20 protein-coding genes and 1 pseudogene are annotated in these 16,175 nt (G+C 65.2%); 11 read left to right on the top strand and 10 right to left on the bottom strand.

Annotation, left to right across the window (positions count from 1 at the left end):
* Positions 1-323 precede the first annotated feature (323 nt).
* A complete protein-coding gene (locus AC1DOQ_RS01675) occupies positions 324-1,127 on the bottom strand; it encodes a competence/damage-inducible protein A (protein WP_477359623.1) in 804 nt (267 codons plus the stop codon).
* A 172-nt stretch (positions 1,128-1,299) separates the two neighbouring features.
* On the opposite strand from AC1DOQ_RS01675, the gene AC1DOQ_RS01670 reads away from it, so the two are divergent.
* Positions 1,300-2,517, top strand: a complete 1,218-nt coding sequence (locus tag AC1DOQ_RS01670; protein ID WP_477359620.1) for a WD40/YVTN/BNR-like repeat-containing protein — start codon at positions 1,300-1,302, stop codon at positions 2,515-2,517.
* Here AC1DOQ_RS01670 and AC1DOQ_RS01665 read toward each other — a convergent pair.
* Genes AC1DOQ_RS01665 through AC1DOQ_RS01650 form a run of 4 tightly spaced genes read right to left on the bottom strand, consistent with a single transcriptional unit; the run spans position 2,501 to position 6,098 of the window.
* Positions 2,501-3,325, bottom strand: coding sequence for an EI24 domain-containing protein (locus AC1DOQ_RS01665; RefSeq protein WP_477359617.1), 825 nt, complete (start codon positions 3,323-3,325; stop codon positions 2,501-2,503). The two genes, AC1DOQ_RS01670 and AC1DOQ_RS01665, sit on opposite strands and share 17 nt — an antisense overlap.
* Positions 3,326-4,327: a sterol desaturase family protein gene (locus AC1DOQ_RS01660; RefSeq protein WP_477359614.1), complete on the bottom strand. Its 1,002-nt coding sequence runs from the start codon at positions 4,325-4,327 to the stop codon at positions 3,326-3,328.
* Positions 4,324-5,127: a polysaccharide deacetylase family protein gene (locus AC1DOQ_RS01655; protein WP_477359611.1), complete on the bottom strand. Its 804-nt coding sequence runs from the start codon at positions 5,125-5,127 to the stop codon at positions 4,324-4,326. The genes AC1DOQ_RS01660 and AC1DOQ_RS01655 overlap by 4 nt, the downstream gene beginning before the upstream one ends.
* Positions 5,127-6,098: a YncE family protein gene (locus AC1DOQ_RS01650; protein WP_477359608.1), complete on the bottom strand. Its 972-nt coding sequence runs from the start codon at positions 6,096-6,098 to the stop codon at positions 5,127-5,129. Before AC1DOQ_RS01650 ends, AC1DOQ_RS01655 begins: the two co-directional genes overlap by 1 nt.
* A gap of 198 nt (positions 6,099-6,296) precedes the next feature.
* Here AC1DOQ_RS01650 and AC1DOQ_RS01645 point away from each other — a divergent pair, with 198 nt between their 5' ends.
* Together AC1DOQ_RS01645 and AC1DOQ_RS01640 are read left to right on the top strand one after the other, a co-directional pair.
* Positions 6,297-6,653, top strand: a complete 357-nt coding sequence (locus AC1DOQ_RS01645; protein ID WP_442122673.1) for an FKBP-type peptidyl-prolyl cis-trans isomerase — start codon at positions 6,297-6,299, stop codon at positions 6,651-6,653.
* 154 nt (positions 6,654-6,807) lie between these two features.
* A complete protein-coding gene (locus AC1DOQ_RS01640) occupies positions 6,808-7,065 on the top strand; it encodes an acyl-CoA-binding protein (protein WP_477359605.1) in 258 nt (85 codons plus the stop codon).
* Positions 7,066-7,074: 9 nt separating this feature from the next.
* On the opposite strand, the gene AC1DOQ_RS01635 is transcribed toward AC1DOQ_RS01640, so the two are convergent.
* Positions 7,075-7,350: a polyhydroxyalkanoic acid system family protein gene (locus AC1DOQ_RS01635; protein ID WP_477359603.1), complete on the bottom strand. Its 276-nt coding sequence runs from the start codon at positions 7,348-7,350 to the stop codon at positions 7,075-7,077.
* 159 nt (positions 7,351-7,509) lie between these two features.
* On the opposite strand from AC1DOQ_RS01635, the gene AC1DOQ_RS01630 reads away from it, so the two are divergent.
* From AC1DOQ_RS01630 to AC1DOQ_RS01605, 6 genes and pseudogenes are all read left to right on the top strand, one after another.
* Positions 7,510-9,000 (top strand): hypothetical protein, encoded by a 1,491-nt coding sequence (locus tag AC1DOQ_RS01630; protein WP_477359600.1) that lies wholly within the window; start codon positions 7,510-7,512, stop codon positions 8,998-9,000.
* Complete coding sequence (locus tag AC1DOQ_RS01625; protein WP_477359597.1) at positions 8,997-9,275, top strand: protealysin inhibitor emfourin; 279 nt, start codon at positions 8,997-8,999, stop codon at positions 9,273-9,275. The genes AC1DOQ_RS01630 and AC1DOQ_RS01625 overlap by 4 nt, the downstream gene beginning before the upstream one ends.
* A 163-nt stretch (positions 9,276-9,438) precedes the next feature.
* On the top strand, positions 9,439-9,762 hold the full coding sequence (gene fdxA, locus AC1DOQ_RS01620; protein ID WP_430894621.1) for a ferredoxin FdxA: 324 nt from the start codon (positions 9,439-9,441) through the stop codon (positions 9,760-9,762).
* Between the two features lie 36 nt (positions 9,763-9,798).
* A complete protein-coding gene (locus AC1DOQ_RS01615) occupies positions 9,799-10,896 on the top strand; it encodes an NAD(P)/FAD-dependent oxidoreductase (RefSeq protein WP_442122668.1) in 1,098 nt (365 codons plus the stop codon).
* 232 nt (positions 10,897-11,128) lie between these two features.
* The gene (locus tag AC1DOQ_RS01610; RefSeq protein ID WP_477359594.1) at positions 11,129-12,364 is read left to right on the top strand and encodes a polyhydroxyalkanoate depolymerase; all 1,236 of its coding nucleotides are present in this window, start codon (positions 11,129-11,131) and stop codon (positions 12,362-12,364) included.
* Positions 12,365-12,506: 142 nt separating this feature from the next.
* Positions 12,507-12,665: pseudogene (locus AC1DOQ_RS01605) on the top strand (IS1595 family transposase); the annotation flags it as partial.
* Between the two features lie 25 nt (positions 12,666-12,690).
* Here the strand turns inward: AC1DOQ_RS01605 and AC1DOQ_RS01600 are convergent.
* From AC1DOQ_RS01600 to AC1DOQ_RS01590, 3 genes are all read right to left on the bottom strand, one after another.
* Positions 12,691-13,338, bottom strand: a complete 648-nt coding sequence (locus AC1DOQ_RS01600; RefSeq protein WP_477359591.1) for a VTT domain-containing protein — start codon at positions 13,336-13,338, stop codon at positions 12,691-12,693.
* A gap of 3 nt (positions 13,339-13,341) precedes the next feature.
* The gene (locus AC1DOQ_RS01595; RefSeq protein ID WP_477359588.1) at positions 13,342-13,710 is read right to left on the bottom strand and encodes a YfeK family protein; all 369 of its coding nucleotides are present in this window, start codon (positions 13,708-13,710) and stop codon (positions 13,342-13,344) included.
* 74 nt (positions 13,711-13,784) lie between these two features.
* Entirely contained in the window at positions 13,785-14,231 is a 447-nt protein-coding gene (locus AC1DOQ_RS01590; RefSeq protein WP_477359586.1) for an RcnB family protein, read from the bottom strand.
* Positions 14,232-14,403: 172 nt separating this feature from the next.
* Here AC1DOQ_RS01590 and rsxB point away from each other — a divergent pair, with 172 nt between their 5' ends.
* A complete protein-coding gene (gene rsxB / locus AC1DOQ_RS01585) occupies positions 14,404-15,075 on the top strand; it encodes an electron transport complex subunit RsxB (RefSeq protein ID WP_477359583.1) in 672 nt (223 codons plus the stop codon).
* A gap of 24 nt (positions 15,076-15,099) precedes the next feature.
* A complete protein-coding gene (gene nth, locus AC1DOQ_RS01580) occupies positions 15,100-15,777 on the top strand; it encodes an endonuclease III (RefSeq protein ID WP_477359580.1) in 678 nt (225 codons plus the stop codon).
* Here the strand turns inward: nth and AC1DOQ_RS01575 are convergent.
* Complete coding sequence (locus tag AC1DOQ_RS01575; RefSeq protein WP_477359577.1) at positions 15,767-16,135, bottom strand: nuclear transport factor 2 family protein; 369 nt, start codon at positions 16,133-16,135, stop codon at positions 15,767-15,769. The two genes, nth and AC1DOQ_RS01575, sit on opposite strands and share 11 nt — an antisense overlap.
* Between the last annotated feature and the right edge of the window lie 40 nt (positions 16,136-16,175).

The raw sequence follows: 16,175 nt of genomic DNA, 5'->3' as shown, positions 1-16,175 counted from the left end.
GCATGCGGGTGGAGATGCGGGGCCGTCCTTGACGGCGAATACTTTCCATAATGGCTTAACCGGTTGAATCTACTACCTGCAATTCCCGTCTACCGGCACGCCCAATGATGCTGGTCGGTGCGAGTGATCCAGGTGCCGAGAATTTCACAAAGTCGGGCGCGACCTCACTCCAGATCGCACTGCCCACAGACATCATTCCACCACATCAATGTGACAATCAGGAACCACTCATGCAGATTTTTGACGCCGTCCGTGTATTTTCGCAAAAAAACAACGGCTCAGTTTGCACGAGCGTACCAGCCTTGCAACGGCCAAGCGAAGGGCTAGGTTGACAGCCGGTAGTCGGCCTTCATGCGATCGAGTTCCGCACGCATTTCCGCGAAGGCGGCGCCGACCTGGGCAGCACCGCCTTTGACGCCGAGTTCGATATGGCGGCGCGTCTGCGCATCGCCGACGCTGGGCAGGCTGAACACGCGCACGCCCGCATAGGCGGCCTCGATGCGCTCCATCAGCGGGGTCAGCACGGCTTCGGCCTGCTCGAACACCAGCAGCGCGCGCTCGGCGCGGTCTTCGCGGTGGAACAGGTCGCGGTATTGGGTATCGAGCACCCAGGCGATCATCGGCCAGGCCATGACCGGAAAGCCCGGCACGAAATGATGCGGGGCGCCGGCGTGGGACGCCACGCTGAAGCCGGGAATGCGGTTGTAGGGGTTCGGGATGAGTTCCGCGCCTTGCGGGAATTCGGCCATCTTGAGGCGCTGCAGGTTCTCGGGCGCGTCGAGGTCGGCGTCGATGCCGGCTTCGCGCGCCGTGTCGCGAATCCTCTCCTGCACCAGCAGCTTCCCTTCCGGATGCAGCACCAGCGGCACCCCGAGCGCCGCCGCCGCGCACTGGCGCGTATGGTCGTCGGGCGTGGCGCCGATGCCGCCGCAGGAGAACACGATGTCGCCTCCCGCGAAGCTGCGTTCCAGCAGCGCGGTGATGCGCGCCGGCTCGTCGCCGACGATCTCGGCCCATGCCAGCTGCAGCCCGCGTTCGGCCAGCAGTTCGATCACCTTGGGCAGGTGCTTGTCGCTGCGTTTGCCGGACAGGATTTCGTCGCCGATGATGATCAGGCCGAATGCCATCGCCACTCGCTCCCATGATGTCCTTGCTTCCAGTGTGCCACGAACGGCGAAACCGTCGCGCGCCGCTGCGTACCGATACATTTCCCGACAATCTCCCGACAAACCTGCGCAAGATCGGCGCGCCGTCCGGTCCTAGAATCGCCCTACCTTTTCGAGTGCGCAAGGAAGATCCATGATCCAGACACGTCCGGGCCCGGCCATCGCCGCCGCGGCCGCCCTTCTCCTCGTCGCCGGCTGCGGCGGCGGTTCCGCCAGTGCCGGCCTGCCGCCGGATGCCGGCGGCACCACGCCCGCAGGCACCCGCATCGAGGTATTGGCCACGTCGACGCGCGGCCTCGGCAACCTCGTCTACAAGGACGGCGCGGCCTGGGTGTCGATGTCGAATTCCACCACCGGCGGCAGCGCCGTCATGAAGACGCCCCTGCCTCTGCAGGCGAGTTCGCGCTGGACCGAGGTGCCGCTCGGCGCCTGCGCACTGGCCAAATCGGACAACGCGGAAACCGCGCGCACGCCGGCGCTGCGCGCCCTCGGATCGAACCTGTGGCTGTTCCAGAGCGCCCACGAACGCCAGCAGGGCCAGGCCGGCGAACACGGCCTGTGCACGCTCGACGCTTCCGGCAGCTTCGCGGCGCGCGACCTGCCGCTCGAGAACTGCATCGGCGGCTGGTGCGCGCCGCTGGCGATGAACGAGCTGAAGCTGTTCAACAAGCGCCTCTATTCCAACGCCGGCGCCGGCCAGAACCTGTTCGTCTCCACCGATGCCGCCGCCAGCTGGCGCGTGGCGCTGGGCCAGTTCGATTCGATGATCTGCACCCACCAGGCGTTCGAGGTGTTGGGCGACCGCCTGCTGGTGGGCGGCGAATGCCCGCTCGACTTCGCCTACATCCGCGCCTACAAGCTCGGCGCCGACGGCATGCCGGCTTCGAAGGACGAGCTGCCGGTATCGCTGCCGACGCTGGAGAACCGCAACGTGCAGTTCATCCAGCAGGTGGCGAACAGCCAGCGCGTGTTCGCCGGCGTCGAGGGCGGCCTGCTGCGCAGCGACGACGGCGGCCAGTCCTTCAGGTTCGTGATCCAGCAACCGCTGTCGGGGAACACGGGCTACCCGTATATCCGTTACTTCCTGGCGCTGTCGGGCAAACCCGACACGATGGTGGCGGGTGGCTTCGACAAGGCCAGGGCCCTGCCCTACCTCGCATGGTCGGCCGACGGCGGTAGCAGCTGGACCGACATCTCCTCGCTGCTGCCGGGCTATGCGCGCGCGGCGGGCGACACCGCGTTCGCGGAAGTGAGTTCGGTGAGCGAGGATCCGCAGGGCCGCGTGATCGTGACCGTGAATTTGAAGAACGGCAGCGAGGGACGGGTATTGCTGCTTACCCTGGTGCCTTGAGGGTGTCCTGGCCGGCCCGCAGGTCGGCCAGCGCCTGCAGGCAGTAGTACTGGAACCACAGTCCGGTGAAGATGAAGATGATCAGGTAGAGCCAGATCGACAGCACCGCCAGCACCGGGAACAGCACCACCGAGAACAGCGCGCCGCCGACCCAGGCCACGCCGGGCAGCGCGCCCAGCAGGCCGGAGATGGTGCCGATCAGGAGCAGCTGGCGGCGCCGCGTAGCGACGATGATGCGGCGCTCTTCCAGGCTGGCGTGGATGGACAGCGCGTCGTAGCTCATCACGCGCGCCGTCAGCCAGCCCCACAGTACCGCCTGCACCATCAGCGCCACCGGCGCCAGCGCATACAGCGGCAAGGTCACGACCCACAGCAGCGCGAACACCACGATGCCGGTCAGGTTGACCGCCAGGCTGCCGAGGAAGCTGCCGCCCTCCCTGCGCTCCAGCTCGGGAAACTGCACCCGGCTGACGTGGCGCGCAATGGCCGGCATCGCGCCCACGCCGATGAACAGCAGCGAGGTGATGATCATCAGCGGCAGCAGCGCCAGCATCGCCACCAGCGGCACCACCATGGTCTTGAGGAAGCCGAGGCCCAGGGTGGCCAGGATGCTGCCGCTGGTCTCGAACAGTCCATATTCCCTGAAGGTGTCCTGCAGCCAGTCGTAGAGCGGCTGCATGCCGGCGTACAGCAGGCTGCCCCACAGCGCCAGCGACAGCAGCAGCGGCACCACCGACAGCAGCAGCATACGGCCGGAAAACTGCGAACGCAGCGCGCGGCCGTAGGCGATGGCGATCGGACGGACCATTTAAGCCGTGCCTCTCGGGCGGCGCCCGATGGCATCCGCCAGGCGCACCAGGCCCAGCCACTGCTGGCGCCAGAAACCGCGCCCGTAGTCGCGCGCCGGCTTGACGCTGCCGTCCGCCGCGGTGCGCTCGAACTGGTCGCGCACGCCGGTGCCGTACCAGCCCGGCGCGAAGTTGGCGGTCCTGAACAGCAAATCCCAGACCGGCAGCAGCACGCCGAAATTGCAGCCGCCCAGTTCGCGGCCCTTCGATTCGTGGCCGATGCCGACCGCGTGGTGGGTGCGGTGGAAGCGCGGCGACACCAGCAGGCGCTCGCCCAGCCAGCCGAAGTGGATGCGCACATTCGCATGCTGCAGCGACTGCAGCGCCCGCGACACCGATACCAGCAGCACGTACTGCGAAGGCGCCACGCCGATCGCCAGCGCGATGACGGCCAGGTAGACGTCGCGCAGCAGGTCGTCCAGCAGGTGATTCCGGTCGTCGCTCCACAGGTTCATGTTCTGCTGGCTGTGATGCAGGCTGTGCAGGGCCCACCACCAGCGGAATTTATGCTGGCCGCGGTGGAACCAGTAGTCGAAGAAGTCGATCACCACCAGGTAGATCAGGAAGCTGGCCAGCGGGCTCATGCCGGTCACCAGCGACTCCAGGTTGAAGGGATGCACGCCGTCCATGCGCAGCGCGCCGGCCACCTGGTCCATGATCGGATCGAGGGTGAAGAATACCGCCATCGTGAAAAAGCCGAGGCGGTGGATCAGGGTGTAGACGAAGTCGTTCCAGCGCGCGTAGCGGTCGCTCATCTTCTGCGCCGGCATGAGGGCTTCCAGCGGGCGCAGCACCAGCCACAGGGCCGCCACCTCGCAGGCGCCGGCCAGGAACCACTCGACGCCCTCGAAGGCGTCCTCGGCGTACTCGCCCATGCCGGTGTAGAACAGGACGGGCTCGACCACGGACTCGAACAGCCAGCCCTGCAGGAATGCGAACCAGTCGAGGAAATGCTGAATCATTTTTTAAATCGCTTTAGGTAATCCGGATGCTCTCGCAGTGTAGCGAAACAGTAGCCTTTCTGCTCGAGCCCGGCAATCAGCGGCTCCAGGTTGGCCGGCGCCCACGGGTCCTTGCGCGACCAGATGCCCATGTGGGCCATGAAGATGTCGCCGTCGCGCAAAGCCCCGAGGGCGCGCTTGAGCAGCACTGCGTTCGGGTAGGCCTCGCTCGGCGTCTCGTCGCCGGAAAAGCCGGCCTTGGCCCAGCCCACGTGGCTGTAGCCGCAGCTGTTCGCGGCCGCCAGCAGGTTCGGCGAGGTATGCCCGCCGGGCGCGCGGAAGATCGGGTCGATGTGGTGGCCGGTCAGTTCGTGGAAGCGGGTGTCGACGCGGTTCAGTTCGTCGCAATACTGCTGCGGGGTCCAGTCGGCCAGCTTGCCGGCCTGGGCGCCGAACTGCGGCTTGACCGCGATGCGCCCGCCGGCCTCGTCGCGCTTCCAGTAGACGTGGTCGAAGGTGTGGGAACCGAAGGCGTGCCCTTCCGCCACCCGCGCCTTCCAGAACGCGGCCCAGGACGGGTCGAGCGACCAGTCGCCGCGCACCGTCTTCTCGTTGGCCAGGAAGAAGGTGGCCTTGATGTGGTGACGGCGCAGGGTATCGGCGATCAGCTCGGCCTGGGACTGGCTGCCGGTGTCGAAGGTGAGATAGATCGTGCCCTTGCAAGCATCCGCGGCGGACGCTTGCAGGCTCGGGAAGATGGTGGCCGCCAGCAGCAGCGCCGCGGCGGCCGGGGTCCATCGAGACCTTGGCCGCCCGGACATCACATCCTCGGCGCCGAATTGGCGAAGAATACGCCGTGCGGCGAGCGCCCCACCGGGATCATCTTGATCACCTTGCGGCTGGCGACGTCGACCACGGCCACCTTCTTGATCCAGCGCTGGGTGACCCACAGGGTCTTGCCGTCGCTTGAGAGCTCCATGCAGTCGGGGCCGCCCGGCACCGGGATCATGCCGACGTTCTCCAGCGTGACCTGGTCGATGATGCTGATCGAATTCTGCACGCGGTTCGAGACGAACACGTGGCGCTTGTCGCCGACGGCGCGGAAGTTGTGGGCGCCGTTGCCGGTCTTGATGCGCTTGACGCTCTTGGCGGTGCGCCAGTCGATCACTTCGACGTAGTCGCTGCCCATGATCCCGACCAGCAGGTATTTGTCGTCCGGGGTCATGGTGATGCCGGCCGGCAGCTTGCCGACCGCGAGGGTCCACTTGATGACGCCGGTCTTCAGGTCGATCGCGCTGACCTGGTCGCTGCCTTGGCGGGTGATGAAGGCGGTGGTGCTGGCGGCGTCGAAGGCGATGTGGCTGGGCATGCGCGGCATCGGCACGCGGCGGCTCAGGATCAGCTTGCCGTTCAGGTACTGGTAGATGTCGACGCGGTCGAGGCGCAGCGCGGTCGAGACGAACCATTTCTGGTCCGGCGAGAAGCCGATCTGGTAGGGGTCGAGCACGTCGGTCAGGCGCTGCTGGATCTTGCCGGTGATCGGGTCCAGGAAGATCAGCTCGTTGCCGACCGAACTGGCGACGATCACGGACTTGTTGTCCGGCGTGGCCATCAGGTGGTGCGGCTCCTTGCCGACCGCGAAAGTGCCGTTGTCGGCGCCGGTCGCCTGGTCGATCAACTGGACCGTGGCGTCACGCGAATTCAGGACGACGACGACGTTGGCCTGCGCGGCATGCACGGCGCCCAACAGACAAATACCGGAGAGGAAAAGCTTACGAAAACGACGCAGCATGGGAGGACGTGGTGCCCGGAGGGTGGAAAGTTACTATTCTACGAGGAAACGCGTTTGCTCAAGGGGTGGTTGACAGGTTTAGTGCGGAATTCGGCGCGCTGTCGCAACATAGTGAAAAGACGTCAACAGCGCGCCGATGGCAGCTTGACACGCCATGCACTACAATCGCCATTTCACCCTGAACAAAAGGACAATCCCATGCCCATCACCACCACAAATTCCGGCCTGCAATACGAAGACACCGTCGTCGGCGACGGTCCGGAAGCCAAGGCCGGCCAGTACGTGACCGTGCACTACACCGGCTGGCTGCAGAACGACGACGGCAGCCAGGGCGCCAAGTTCGATTCCAGCAAAGACCGCAACGACCCGTTCCAGTTCCCGCTGGGCGCCGGCCACGTGATCAAGGGCTGGGACGAAGGCGTGCAGGGCATGAAGGTCGGCGGCGCGCGCCGCCTGATCATCCCGGCAGCACTGGGCTATGGCGCCCGCGGCGCCGGCGGCGTGATTCCGCCGAATGCGACGCTGATCTTCGACGTCGAGCTGCTGGGCCTGTAATTCATCGGCTGTCGACAATTCGGATCCACGTAGGGTGGGCTCACCGAGCCCACGCCACCGAGGCCGCCCTCTAAAATACATCCAACTCAAGAGTGATCCCGCGCACCATGCGCTAAGATGGCCGAAGTATTGCCATTTTATTCAAGGAGTCACCATGAGTTTGCAAGAACAGTTCGCCCAGGCCCAGGCCGATTCGAAGAACCTGCCCGAGCGTCCGGACAACATGACCCTGCTGAAGATCTACGCCCTGTACAAGCAGGGTTCGAGCGGCGACGCCACCGGCGAACGCCCGGGCTTCACCGACATGGTCGGCCGCGCCAAGTACGATGCCTGGGCGGCGCTGAAAGGCACGTCGCAGGAAGACGCCATGCAACAGTACGTCGACCTGATCGAAGACCTGAAGGACGCCTGATCCGGCGTTTCAGGCAAAGGTCTTGCGCATGCTTTCCGCCACCTTCGCCTCGATGGTGGAGCGGAAAGCGCCCATCAGCATGCCCAGCTTGATACGCAGGGCCGCCTGACGCTCGCCCAGCGCGAGCGTGCCCTCCACGCCGCTGCGCTCGAAACGCAGCACGTCGCCATCCCACCTGCACTGCAGGCCATAGTCCCCTGCCAGCTTGTCCGCCACTTTCTGGGCCGCCGCGCGCGCCGCGTCCTGGCTGAGCTGGTGCTGTTGGGTAATGCTGATATCCGCCATCCTGGCAATCCTTCCTGAATCGAAAACCACAGAGCCTGCCATGATGCCAGTTGAGCCGCGCATTGGCTAGTTGACTCAAATCAATGTCCGATTCGGATGACGGGCGACCATTTCCCTTGTGGCCTGCCTGTCGCAGCCTGCTCCACCGGAGAAATGACCATGTCAACAGAAGCCAGCCTGCCCGAATCCGCCCAGCCCCCGATCGGCTACGTACCGATGCCGGCCGCCCCCTATCGCCAGCACCGCAAGGCCGCCCAGCTGCTCGACCAGCCCGGCCGGCCGCGTCCGCTGGCGGGCCCGGGCCTGGCCGGCGATGGCGAGGACACCCCGAATAACGACCTGCCCCTGCCCTATGCCTTCGGCGCGCGGGTGCTGATGTGGAAGCAGGACCCGTCGGTGGCCGAGATCGGCACCCGCAAGGTCTACCTGCCGGGCGTGGTGCTGGCCGGCCCGCGCGACGCCCGCATCGCCATCGCCGGCGATGCGGACATCCCGGCGGTCGAGCCGAATGCCTTCGGCGACTTCGTCACCATGCCGGACACGCCGCAATTCGATGCCGTCCACACTTATGCGGTGGTGCGCCAGACCCTCACCATGTACCAGCGCGCGCTGTCCACCGCAGGCGCCGCCATGCCCCTGCCCTGGCAGTGGAACAGCAGCGTCGACACCTCGCCGCTGCAGGTCCATCCCTACGGCCTGCCGAACGTGATGAACGCCTATTACAGCCGGACCCAGTGCTGCCTGAAGTTCGGCGACTTCATCCCGCCCGGCGAGACCGCGCGTATCCATACCTGCCGCTCCTTCGACATCGTCTCCCACGAGACCGGCCACGCGGTGCTGGACGGCCTCAAGCCGCAATGGCTGATGGCCGACAATCCGCCGCAGACCGGCGGCCTGCACGAATCCTTCGGCGACCTGACCGCGATCTTCCTGGCCCTGTCCCAGCTCGACCAGTGCGAGGCGGTGGTGGCCCAGACCAAGGCCCATCTGCACGATAAAACCTTCCTGTCCGACATCGCCGAGCAGTTCGGCCTGGCCCTGGGCAGCACCAACGGCCTGCGCAACGCCGACAACGACCTGACCCTGAGCGAGGCCGGCACCGAAGTCCACGCCATTTCCCAGGTCTTCACCGGCGCCATCTATGACATCCTGGCCGACATCTTCGCCTTCGAGCGCAATCCGGAATTCGAGGATTGCGCCAGCGTGCTGCACCGGGTCGCCGCCTGGCTGCGCGGCCTGCTGCTGCGCGCGCTGATCGCCGCGCCCGACACCGCCGCCAGCTATGTCGACGTCGCCAACGAAATGCTGCGCCTGAGCCTCGAAGACGGCAAGCCGGCCGAGTACACCACCTTCATCCGCAACCGCTTCGCCCAGCGCGAGGTGGTCGAGGTGCCGGCCGCCATGCTCGCCGCCCCGCATCCGGCCGGGCTGCGCCTGGCGCCCTGCGTGCAGGATGCCCCCGGCGCCAAACAGGACCGGCGCGCCTGCTGCGGCACCATGAACCTGGCCGAGTACTACGATGTCGAACGCATCCTGGACTCCGAAGCACAGGCGCTGGCGCGCTGGTGCGCCGAGCATGGCCGCTTCGGCCCGGCCGGCGAAGAAAGCGCCGCCGCCGAAGCCGCCACCATTCCCGCAAGCTGGAGATGAAGATCACGGCCCGCGCCAGCGGCGGCTTTGCCGGCCGCACGGAACGCTTCGAGCTCGACACCGGCTGCCACCGCGACGGCCGGGCGATCGAGTCCCTGCTCGAGCGCCTCGACTTCTTCGGCGCCCTGCCTTCCTGTCCGGTGGGCGCCGACCTGGTGCGCTGGGAAATCACGGCCGACGATGGCCGCCGCTGCCGCACGGTGAGCTTGCCGGAAGGCGGCGCCGATGCGGCCGGCTGGCAGGCCCTGATCGAACATCTACGCGCGAGCCGTTAAATATTCGGCAATTTTGCGCGTGAGAAGAACATTTGCTTATGTGTATTGTGTATAAGCCTGATTTGTCGTAAATGCGGAATTGCCCTAAAATACAGTGCTTTGCCGCGTCCGGCGAGCTCCCCCGTACCCAACACGCCGCCGCTTCCACTGATTAAGGACTGTTATGACCCACGTTGTCACCGAATCGTGCATCCGTTGTCGCTATACCGATTGCGTGGATGTATGCCCGGTAGATTGTTTCCGGGAAGGCCCGAACTTCCTCGCCATTGATCCGGACGAGTGCATCGACTGCGCCGTGTGCGTGGCGGAATGCCCGGTCAACGCGATCTACGCGGAAGAGGACGTGCCGTCGGACCAGCAGCAATTCATCAAGATCAACGCCGACCTGTCGCGCTTCTGGCCGTCGATCACCAAGACCAAGCCCGCCCTGCCCGACGCGGAAGAGTGGAAAGACGTCAAGGACAAGCTGGACCAACTGGCCCGCTAATACGCGTCTGCCGAACCACATCAACAGGATATACGCATGACTATCAGTGCTGCCCAGGAAGTGGGCACCATCGCTCCCAACAGCTCTTTTGCAGGCGCCATCGAAGCCGATGCCGTGATCATCGGCGCGGGCCCTGTCGGCCTGTTCCAGGTGTTCGAACTCGGCCTGCTTGAAATCAAGGCCCACGTGATCGACTCGCTGCCGGCCGTCGGCGGCCAGTGCGTCGAACTATACCCGGACAAGCCGATCTACGACATCCCGGCCGTGCCCGTCTGCACCGGCCAGGAACTGACCGACAACCTGCTGAAGCAGATCGAGCCTTTCGACCCGACCTTCCACCTGGGCCAGGAAGTCACGACCGTGCAGCGCCGCGAAGACCAGCGCTTCAACGTCGAGACTTCGACCGGCACCCGCTTCATCACCAAGACCATCTTCATCGCCGCCGGCGTCGGCTCCTTCCAGGCCCGCACGATCAAGGTCGACGGCATCGAGAAGTTCGAAGGCGAGCAGCTGTTCTACCGCGTCAAGGATCCGGCACCGTTCGAAGGCAAGAACCTGGTCATCTGCGGCGGCGGCGACTCCGCCCTGGACTGGGCCCTGAACTTCGTCGGCAAGGCCGAATCGGTCGTGCTGGTGCACCGCCGTGAAGACTTCCGTGCCGCCCCGGCCTCGGTCGCCAAGATGAAGCAGCTGTGCGACGAGTACGAGATGCAGCTGATCATCGGCCAGGTCACCGGCTTCGACGAAAAGGACGGCCAGCTGTCCGAAGTGAAAGTCACCGGCGCCGACGGCGTGACTCGCCGCGTCCCGCTGGACATGCTGATGGTGTTCTTCGGCCTGTCGCCGAAGCTGGGCCCGATCGCCGAATGGGGCCTGGACATCGAACGCAAGCAGCTCAAGGTGGTGGACACCGAGAAGTTCGAAACCAATGTGCCGGGCATCTTCGCCGTGGGTGACATCAACACCTACCCGGGCAAGAAGAAGCTGATCCTGTCGGGCTTCCACGAAGCCGCGCTGGCCGCCTTCGGCGCCGCGCCCTACATCTTCCCGGACAAGAAGATCCACATGCAGTACACGACGACCTCGCCGAAGCTGCACAAGATCCTCGGCGTCGAGACGCCGGTATTCGACTAAAGCGTTCCGTTACCGACGTACGACAAAAAATGCCCCGCCAGCGCGGGGCATTTTTCTTATGTAGGGCACCTAACCGAAGGCGGATAGGGAACTGTGATACTAATGTTGCAATGCACTATTTTTTCAATGGCGGTCATCATTTCATGTTGCCCCATGCCAAGGCAATTGGCCTATAATTGATTGAATCTGCTGCGCAACCATTCTGTAAGCAGAGCAATGTGAAGGAAATAATATGCTTTATCAACTGCACGAGATGCAACGCTCCTTCCTGAACCCGCTGATGCAGTGGGCCGATGCCTCTGCAAAACTGTTCACGAATCCCGTCTCGCCGTTCGCCCACACCCCGTTCTCCCAGCGTATCGCCGCCGGCTATGAACTCATGTACCGCCTGGGCAAGGATTACGAAAAACCGGCCTTCGACCTGAACTCGACCACGATCGACGGCCAGACCGTCGGCATCATGGAACGCACCGCGGTCAGCAAGCCCTTCTGCAAGCTGATGCATTTCAAGAAAGACATGCCGGACGCCGATTTCGCGGCGCTCAAGCAGCCCACCGTGCTGGTGGTCGCTCCATTGTCGGGGCACCATGCCACGCTGCTGCGCGACACCGTGCGCGCCCTGCTGCCGAACCAGGACGTCTACATCACCGACTGGGTCGATGCCCGCATGGTGCCGCTGTCGGACGGACCGTTCCACCTCGACGACTATATCTACTACGTGCAGGACTTCATCCGCCACCTCGGCCCGGACGTGCACGTGATCTCGGTCTGCCAGCCGACCGTGCCGGTGCTGGCCGCGATCTCGCTGATGGCGACCAACAAGGATCCGAAGCTGCCGAAATCCATGGTCATGATGGGCGGCCCGATCGACCCGCGCAAGTCGCCGACCGCGGTCAACGACCTGGCCACCGAGAAGCCCTTCTCCTGGTTCGAGAACACCGTGATCTACGCGGTGCCGGGCAACTACCCGGGCTTCGGCCGCAAGGTCTATCCGGGTTTCCTGCAGCATGCCGGCTTCATCGCCATGAACCCGGGCCGCCACGCCCAGAGCCACCGCGAGTTCTACCAGCACCTGGTGCGCGGCGACGACGATTCGGCGGAAGCGCACCGCAAGTTCTACGACGAGTACAACGCCGTGCTGGACATGCCGGCCGAGTACTACTTGGAGACCATCAAGACCGTGTTCCAGGAGTTCCGCCTGCCGAAAGGCACCTGGGAAGTCGGCGGCCAGCTGGTGCGTCCGCAAGACATCGAGAGCGTGGCCCTGCTCACGATCGAAGGCGAACTGGACGACATCTCGGGCGCCGGCCAGACCCAGGCCGCCCACGAGCTGTGCACCGGCATCCCGGCCGAGAAGCAGCAGCACTTCACGGCACCGAAATGCGGCCACTACGGCATCTTCTCGGGCCGCCGCTGGCGCGAGATCATCTGCCCGATGATCGGCGAGTTCATTCGCAAGAACGCCTGATTTTCGGCAGCGCCCATGCCAAAGCCGCGGATTGTTCCGCGGCTTTTTTATTCGCGCTGTTCGCGCCAAGTGTGGAATCTTTTCCGTAAGCCTGCGGTCCAATGTCGACCTGAACCGTTGACGGAGGCACCATGCAAGCACAAATGTAAACGCCTACCACAGCCGGATGCGCGCCTGGCTGCTGCCTTTCCGCGGCGTCGCCAGCCGCTATCTGTCCCATTACTTCGGCTGGCGCTGGGCGCTGGATGGGCAGCGGATCGCCAGTGCGGATGCCTTTTTGAGAGCGGCGCTCGGCAGGTTCAACACTTGGCGCGAACAGCGCCTTTTTATTTGCCGGCTACGCTGGCGCGCCCGCGCTCCATCAACCAGCCGGCGATGCCCGGCGCCAGCGACAGCGCGACGATCCCCAGCAGCACCATGGTCAGGTGCTCGCGCACCCAGGCGATGTTGCCGAACAAGCGCCCGGCGGCCAGCAGCGCGCCGACCCAGACCAGGCCGCCGGCCACGTTATAGGCAAAGAAGCGTCGATAAGCCATGCTGCCGAGCGCGGCCACGAAAGGCGCCATGGTGCGCACCACCGGCACGAAGCGCGCCAGCACGATGGTCTTCGGACCGTGGCGCTCGAAAAAGGCGCGGGTGCGGGCTATGTGTTCGGGTTTCACGAAGGGCAGGCGCCGCGTGTCGACGGCCCGCTTGCGCACCAGGCTGCCCGCCGCGTAGTTGGCGCCGTCGCCGGCGATGGCGGCCAGCGCCAGCAGTGGAAACAGGATCGCAAGGCTGAACGTGCCCCGGGCCGCGAAGGCGCCGGCCACGAACAGCATCGAGTCGCCCGGCAGGAAGGGCAGGATCACGACGCCGGTCTCGATGAAGATGACGGCGAACAGCAGCAGGTAGACCGCCATGCCATGGCTGGCGGCCAGTGCGTCCAGGTGGGTATCGGGATGGAGCAGCCAGTCCGTCAGCGTATGCCACATGGCCTATTGATGCGCGTCGGCCCGGTAACGCTCCAGCTCGGCGTTCAGCCATTGCGCGCTGGCGATTGGCTGCCCATTGCCGCAGCGGACCTGGTAGGCCCGGTGCGTGAAACTGCTCTCCGAGGCCGCGCGCTCGATGAAGGCGCGGGTGTCCGGCACCAGCTTGCGGCGCTGCAGGTAAGCGTATTTTTCCTGGAGATGGTCACGCGCCGCCTTGCTGTCGTGCCAGCTGCCGTTGCGATTGAACTGGCAGCCGGACTCGGCGACGAAATCGAGCAGGTGGGCGATCTCCTGGCGGGATCGCGCGTCCTGCTGGGCCCATGCGGGCGCACCCGCGCACATGGCGAAGGCGATGGACAAGCTTGTCAGCAACTGTCTGCGGCGCATGGATTTCCTTCCGGTGTGTCACCTACCGGGGCCGCCCCACGCGGGAGCAGCCCACGGCTTCAGTGATTGATGATCAGGTCCGCGATCACGCCGGTGGCAATCGCCGCCAGCACATAGTCGCCGCCCGTCTGCACCCAGTGATAGCCCCGCGGCGGTGGCCGCAAATGGTGTTCTCGATAGTTGTTCACCACGTACTGGTGGTTGCGGTAGCGTTCGGGCAGGCGGTCGCCGCGGCGGAAACTGTGGTCCGGACCGGCGCCGTTCCAGCGGCGCTCCTCGCCCCAGCCTTCGTTGCCGGCACGGCCGCCACCGCGGGCCTGGTAGCCATCCCGGCGGTCGTCATGGCCACGGTCGCGTCGGCCGTCGTCACGTCGGCCGTCGTCGCGGCGGTCGTCGTTGCGGTCGCGCTGGCTGTAACGGTCGCCATTGTCGTTGCGGTCACGGTCGCCGTGATAGCGGTCCTGGGCAAGACTCGCGGCGCTGGCGCTCAGCAGTGCAGTGACCAATGCCGGAATGATGAGGTGCTTCTTTTCCATAAGACCCTCCAGTAATTTATTGCCTGGGTCCAGTAGACCACCATCCACAACTACTGCTCCGTTCGTTGCCTCACGAAACCATGTAGGACAAAGGCTGGTCGTTTAGCGGATAATGGTGGTTTAGCAAATTGCTCGACCCATCGTGACGAAGACGCTCGCCGACCAGATTGAAGACCTGTTGCCGCAGACTCAGTGTACGAAGTGCGGCTATCCCGCCTGCCGCCCGTACGCGGAAGCGATCGCCAGCGGCGAGGCCGACATCAACCGCTGCCCGCCGGGCGGCATGGAGGGCGTCGCGCGGCTGGCGCGGCTGACGGGCCGTCCCGTCATCCCGATCAATCCCGCGAACGGCCTGGAGCGTCCGCGCCCGGTTGCCTTCATCGACGAGAACCTGTGCATCGGCTGCACCCTGTGCATCCAGGCCTGCCCGGTGGACGCCATCCTCGGCGCACCCAAGCAGATGCACACCATCCTGCCCAGCCTGTGCACCGGCTGCGACCTGTGCGTGGCGCCCTGTCCGGTCGACTGCATCGCGATGATTCCGGTGACCGGCGAGCGCACCGGCTGGGATGCCTGGTCGCAGGAACAGGCCGACGCCGCGCGTGCGCGCCACGACTTCCGCACCGTGCGCCTGCAACGCGAGAAGGAAGAAAACGATGCGCGCCTGGCCGCCAAGGCCCTGGAAAAGATGCGCGCCGTGACCGCCGAGGAAACCAACACCGCCGAAGAGCTGGCCGAGAAGGAGCGCAAGCGCGCCATCATCGCCGCCGCCATCGAGCGCGCGCGCCTCAAGGCCGCCGGAAAACCCGAATAAACGCAAGCAAATGAACGCAAGCAAATGAACGCCGCTAAGCGCTACGAGATCTTCACGCGCTTTCGCGCCGCCAATCCGCATCCGACCACCGAACTCGAATTCAGCACGCCTTTCGAACTGCTGATCGCGGTGCTGCTGTCGGCCCAGTCGACCGACGTCGGCGTCAACAAGGCCACCCGCAGGCTGTATCCGGTGGCGAACACCCCGCAGGCCATCCTCGACCTCGGCCTCGACGAGCTGAAGACCTATATCTCGACCATCGGCCTGTACAACAACAAGGCCAAGAACGTGATCGCCACCTGCGAGATCCTGGTAAACCAGTACGGCGGCGAAGTGCCGCGCGATCGGGAAGCGCTGGAAGCCCTGCCGGGCGTGGGCCGCAAGACCGCCAACGTGGTGCTGAACACCGCCTTCGGCGAACCGACCATGGCGGTCGACACCCACATCTTCCGCGTGTCGAACCGCACGAAGATCGCGCCGGGGAAGAACGTCGACGTGGTGGAGCAGAAGCTGCTCAAATTCGTGCCGAAGGAATTCCTGCACGACGCCCACCACTGGCTGATCCTGCACGGCCGCTACACCTGCGTGGCGCGCACGCCCAAGTGCTGGAACTGCATCATCAGCGACCTGTGCGAGTTCAAGGACAAGACGCCGGCGCCGAAGAACCTCCTGCCCGCCGCCGTGCCTTCGCTCAGCGAGTGAGGAGGGTCATCGCGCCCGGCGCGAACGAGGCGCGCCGGATGCGTCCATCGATCACCTCGTAAATGCACAGCATCTCGAGGGTGCCCAGGCCTTCCGGGAAATTGCGGGTGATGAGTTCGAGGTCGGTCACGAAATTCCCCATCACGGTGCGCGACAGCAGGCGCGCATGCAGGTCCGGCTCCGCAAAGCGCGCCAGGTAGCGCGGCCGCAGTTCTTCATGTCCGCTGGCCAGGCGCTCGCCGTGCAGTGCGAACTGCTCGGCATCCGGCGCATAGCTGCGCATCAGGGCATCGATGTCCTTGGCGTTGAAGGCGTCCAATTGGGCCTGGACGACGGCGAGGGGCGAAGTAGTTTCCATGGCCCTGGAGTCTACAGCAAGCCGCGCGCTGGTGCGTCCC

Source organism: Massilia sp. 01N417 (assembly GCF_056399645.1).
The sequence above is the reverse complement of the archived record's forward strand: the minus strand, read 5'-3'. Positions and strand labels throughout refer to the sequence as shown.

Excerpts from the sequence above, each read along its gene's own strand:
- AC1DOQ_RS01675 (WP_477359623.1), bottom strand. The coding sequence starts at position 1,127 with ATGGCATTCGGCCTGATCATCATCGGCGACGAAATCCTGTCCGGCAAA.
- AC1DOQ_RS01670 (WP_477359620.1), top strand. The coding sequence starts at position 1,300 with ATGATCCAGACACGTCCGGGCCCGGCCATCGCCGCCGCGGCCGCCCTT.
- AC1DOQ_RS01665 (WP_477359617.1), bottom strand. The coding sequence starts at position 3,325 with ATGGTCCGTCCGATCGCCATCGCCTACGGCCGCGCGCTGCGTTCGCAG.
- AC1DOQ_RS01660 (WP_477359614.1), bottom strand. The coding sequence starts at position 4,327 with ATGATTCAGCATTTCCTCGACTGGTTCGCATTCCTGCAGGGCTGGCTG.
- AC1DOQ_RS01655 (WP_477359611.1), bottom strand. The coding sequence starts at position 5,127 with ATGTCCGGGCGGCCAAGGTCTCGATGGACCCCGGCCGCCGCGGCGCTG.
- AC1DOQ_RS01650 (WP_477359608.1), bottom strand. The coding sequence starts at position 6,098 with ATGCTGCGTCGTTTTCGTAAGCTTTTCCTCTCCGGTATTTGTCTGTTG.
- AC1DOQ_RS01645 (WP_442122673.1), top strand. The coding sequence starts at position 6,297 with ATGCCCATCACCACCACAAATTCCGGCCTGCAATACGAAGACACCGTC.
- AC1DOQ_RS01640 (WP_477359605.1), top strand. The coding sequence starts at position 6,808 with ATGAGTTTGCAAGAACAGTTCGCCCAGGCCCAGGCCGATTCGAAGAAC.
- AC1DOQ_RS01635 (WP_477359603.1), bottom strand. The coding sequence starts at position 7,350 with ATGGCGGATATCAGCATTACCCAACAGCACCAGCTCAGCCAGGACGCG.
- AC1DOQ_RS01630 (WP_477359600.1), top strand. The coding sequence starts at position 7,510 with ATGTCAACAGAAGCCAGCCTGCCCGAATCCGCCCAGCCCCCGATCGGC.
- AC1DOQ_RS01625 (WP_477359597.1), top strand. The coding sequence starts at position 8,997 with ATGAAGATCACGGCCCGCGCCAGCGGCGGCTTTGCCGGCCGCACGGAA.
- fdxA (WP_430894621.1), top strand. The coding sequence starts at position 9,439 with ATGACCCACGTTGTCACCGAATCGTGCATCCGTTGTCGCTATACCGAT.
- AC1DOQ_RS01615 (WP_442122668.1), top strand. The coding sequence starts at position 9,799 with ATGACTATCAGTGCTGCCCAGGAAGTGGGCACCATCGCTCCCAACAGC.
- AC1DOQ_RS01610 (WP_477359594.1), top strand. The coding sequence starts at position 11,129 with ATGCTTTATCAACTGCACGAGATGCAACGCTCCTTCCTGAACCCGCTG.
- AC1DOQ_RS01600 (WP_477359591.1), bottom strand. The coding sequence starts at position 13,338 with ATGTGGCATACGCTGACGGACTGGCTGCTCCATCCCGATACCCACCTG.
- nth (WP_477359580.1), top strand. The coding sequence starts at position 15,100 with ATGAACGCCGCTAAGCGCTACGAGATCTTCACGCGCTTTCGCGCCGCC.
- AC1DOQ_RS01575 (WP_477359577.1), bottom strand. The coding sequence starts at position 16,135 with ATGGAAACTACTTCGCCCCTCGCCGTCGTCCAGGCCCAATTGGACGCC.